Here is a 3,771-nt window from a genome sequence, read left to right as displayed (position 1 = left end):
GCGTATCGACCAATTAGCCGAAAGTATCGAGAAGAACAACAAGCTCGTGAGCGAGCAAATACGATCCGTGAACAAAATGAGCAGAAACAACAACGAGAGCTTGAACAACAAAGTCGAACAATTACAAAAAGCGGACCAAGTCTTGAGAGATAGTTTCACTGAAACGTTGAACTACTATTTCAAACAAATGAATGAGAGTGTTGGGAAGAATTTTGAGAAAAAGACAGATAAACTTGTTACTGATTTTTATCATAAAGTGTACCAAATAGAGCAAAAAACGCATGAAGTACAGAACATGCGAATTAAGACAAAAAAATCGAAGAAGTGTGTGTCTCTGTGGTACAAGTCTTGTTATATGCTCTGATTGCAGTAATTATGGTAACAGGCTTAAAGTGGGGGATTTGGAACGTATTAGGAGTATCGAAACTGTATGAAAAAGTGGCACAAACATTTGAATGGGGTTGGCTTGTGATGGCGATTCTGATGGGTGTGATTGGACTTGGTGCATTTATTTTTGCTTTTACGTTTGTAAAAGAGAAAGCAAATCATCGCAGTTTTTAAAGGAATATATTCAAAGTCTCTATCTATTATTTTTAAACAATATTTACATGGTATAATGATAGAGAAAATGGGTGTTTTTGCCATCTCCCCGAAAAGGGGGATTAAGACAAAATATCCCAAATATCATTTGGATTACACTTAAAAATATATGTCTCAAATCTTTTACAACTGTATCGACATGCATCAAATGTAAATAAGTGGTATTTTTGAAATGAAAAATTTTACATTTTTAGCTGTGTCACAAAGTACACTTTTTGTCATTACGTTTAAATTTCTTATGGATTAAGCTTATTCCCTCTTTTCGAGGGGATGGGCAAAAACACCCTTATTCAAAAGTTTACTTTTGAATAAAGTAAAAAGAAGTCCTATATTATTAGGACTTCTTTTCTTATTTATAAGCATTATGAAATAAATAATTGTTTTTTTCTGTTTTTAAGTAAGGCTTGTTTAGTTTTTTTGTTTTTTATTACAGAAAAAATCCCCTCATGTTATAATTGAAAGCGACCAAACTTATCAATTAGAGAAAGGGGATTGTGTTTGTTTACTTATTTTAAATTCTATAAGCATCATAGCATAAAATGTTCCTCTTCTCTAGTTGAAAATCTTAGAAAAGAGGAGAAAGATTATGTCAAAGCTCGTCAATTTAGAACAAGCTGAAAAAAATGCAAGATTGAGAGATATTGAGAATTCAAAGATCTTGTCAGAAGAAGAGATGTATTTAGCAAATGAACTTCAAGCAAAGGCTGGTTCAAGAGGAATGAAATTAGTTCCTGAAAAGAAAGTGAAAAATAAAGCTAAATTTGTTCAGTTATTACAGTTGAATTGGGAATATTTAAGACAAAAGGATTATATGACTGGCGAAGAAAAGATTTTTTTGCTTGATATACAGGCTTACATAGGGCTTCATTCAAATGCGATTGTAGATGATATTACTAAGAAATATGCTTCTCCATTAAATATTACTCAAATAGGAGAAGTATTAGGGACAAGTAGAACAAAAGTTAGTAGAGTTATTAATAGCCTTGTTAAAAAAGGTATATTAGCTAAAGCTGAATCTGGTGTTGAAGGTAATAATGTAAAAGCTTATGCCATTTATGTTAATCCCAATATTATTTATGCTGGAAATCGTGATGATGTTCAAGGAGCTTTAGTAACCATGTTTAGAAAAGCTATGAATAACAAAACACTTAAAAATTTACCTAATAGATTATTTTAAAAAGAACTATTGACTAGTTCTTTTTTTTTTGATTTTTTATTTTTCGTACGTATCAAATCTGATACGAAAGTGTATCAAATCTGATACGTACGAAAAATCTTGAAACCATTGATATTACTGTGTTTTTTAAACTTTAAAATGCTTGTCCTTCTCACTCTATATATTATTAAGGCTAAAAGTTCCGCAAGGAACGGGTCGTATTTTCTTTCGCTTTACTACAGAAAATCTCCACCCTTTTCGCTTTGCTACATCCTTGCAAAACTTTTTTCGGCTCGAATTTGGATATCACCAAGCCGATATATCCAAAAGCAACTATTTATGATCATCGGCTTGAATTTACTATTATACGAGCCGAACCGCTAGTGTCCTCGCTTAATAATTTCACTTACCATATTGATAGATACGTAATATGTGGGGGCTCGTCCCCACACGACGAACCAACCTCAACCCCAAAAGCAAAGGAAAACCTTCTTTTAAACCTGTTCATTTTGTTTTTTAAGCGTTTATTTTCGTTTTCGCGTTAAATAGTATTATTTTAGATTTATATTCTTTAAAAAGGATTCTGAAGCGCCTAAATAGCATTTTATATTCTGTTGTTATTTGATTCTAGATTAAGGATTTATATTTATTTAATCTCAATTGTTTTTTTTTAGTATTTTAAAGTAATGTTTGATTGCAATTTATTAAAAGAGACATCGAAGGGAGTTTTGTGTCGTCAGTGAGTGGACATCCTGGGAATTTTCGTGTACCCACGTTTAAACTAGGCCCAACCCCTAGTTGGGCTCAAAAACCCCTTATGCTCTTCTCCCTTTTTTGATTCAGAGTTTGTTTTTTATTGATTTAAGTAAAGTTTATGTAAAATGTTAAGATGAAGGAGTTATAACTGTTATAACGAATTTGAAATATTGAAAAGGAGGTTATGACTATTATGACACCTATTATTTATGAAAATGTATCCCAGATTGCAAAAAGATTAAAAATATCACCTTCTACGGTTAAAAAATATTACTTACTAATTGAGAGTTATAACTGTTATGCCTTTAAAAGAGACGAACGAGAACGAATTATTTTTAATGATTATGATGTTAGGTTATTACAAAGATTAGTAGAGTTAAAAAGTATGCCACAAGTTACATTGGAAGATGCTTGCAAATTACTTTTAAAAGAAGAAGGATTAACAGTTAATAATACAGATATGACTGTTATAACTTCTGGATCTAATGATTTAAAAGCAGTATTGAGAGAATTAAAAGATACAGTAGAGTTACAACAAAAACAATTACAGAATCAAAATGAGCAAATAGCTAAGCTAACAAACTTATTGGAATCTCAACAAAAGTTATTGGCTTATTCTAATACTATAGAAAAACAACAGATTACTAATCGGGATAAAGCGGTTATGACTGTTATGCGAGAACTTCAAGAAGTAAAACAGATAATTGCAGTAAGTAATGAAAAAAAATGGTATCAATTTTGGAAATGAAAAGAAAGAAATTGCTAATTTTTTTATAAACACAAAAGATCACTTAGAAAAGTGATCTTTTGCACCTGAATGGATTCAACTAGTAAGAAGGCCGTATATACTAGTTAAACTGTTTAGAGTTTAAACAGTTAAGAAAAGGTATACAACATGTAGTGCTGTATACCTTTTCTTATGCTCATTTTTGGCTTTTTATACCAAAAAAGTACATATAAAATCAAATATATGTATGCATGATTTTATGCAAAAAAGAAGGGAATTTGATGAATTTTAGGGAAGTCAAAAGCTTGATAAAACGGGAATGTATAAAATGCTGTATATAAAATAGATAAGTGAAAAGATAAAACCCCTTGGGAGAGTAAGCGGAACCCTTGAGGATTACTACCGATAATGATACGTTATGTTAACTAATCATGGATTTTTATACAAAACAAAAAGACGAGAATACTCTCGTCTTTTTGTGCGCAAATGATAAGAAAGTTCGTGAAAGTTTTACTTCCCCCAACAATAATAT

3 protein-coding genes are annotated in these 3,771 nt (G+C 31.0%); all 3 read left to right on the top strand.

Features of this window, described 5'->3' with window-relative positions; translation table 11 throughout:
* Positions 1-336: 336 nt before the first annotated feature.
* The 3 genes from JDS99_RS30085 (at position 337) to JDS99_RS30075 (ending at position 3,260) form a co-directional block, all read left to right on the top strand.
* On the top strand, positions 337-561 hold the full coding sequence (locus tag JDS99_RS30085; RefSeq protein WP_199696400.1) for a hypothetical protein: 225 nt from the start codon (positions 337-339) through the stop codon (positions 559-561).
* A 625-nt stretch (positions 562-1,186) separates the two neighbouring features.
* Positions 1,187-1,777: a MarR family transcriptional regulator gene (locus JDS99_RS30080; RefSeq protein ID WP_199696399.1), complete on the top strand. Its 591-nt coding sequence runs from the start codon at positions 1,187-1,189 to the stop codon at positions 1,775-1,777.
* A 928-nt stretch (positions 1,778-2,705) separates the two neighbouring features.
* Positions 2,706-3,260 (top strand): DUF3967 domain-containing protein, encoded by a 555-nt coding sequence (locus JDS99_RS30075; protein WP_199696398.1) that lies wholly within the window; start codon positions 2,706-2,708, stop codon positions 3,258-3,260.
* Positions 3,261-3,771 lie beyond the last annotated feature (511 nt).

Origin of the sequence: Bacillus cereus group sp. N6 (assembly GCF_016483705.1) — a bacterium.
Classification (GTDB): domain Bacteria; phylum Bacillota; class Bacilli; order Bacillales; family Bacillaceae_G; genus Bacillus_A; species Bacillus_A wiedmannii.
This window is presented reverse-complemented; position numbering and strand designations above follow the sequence as displayed.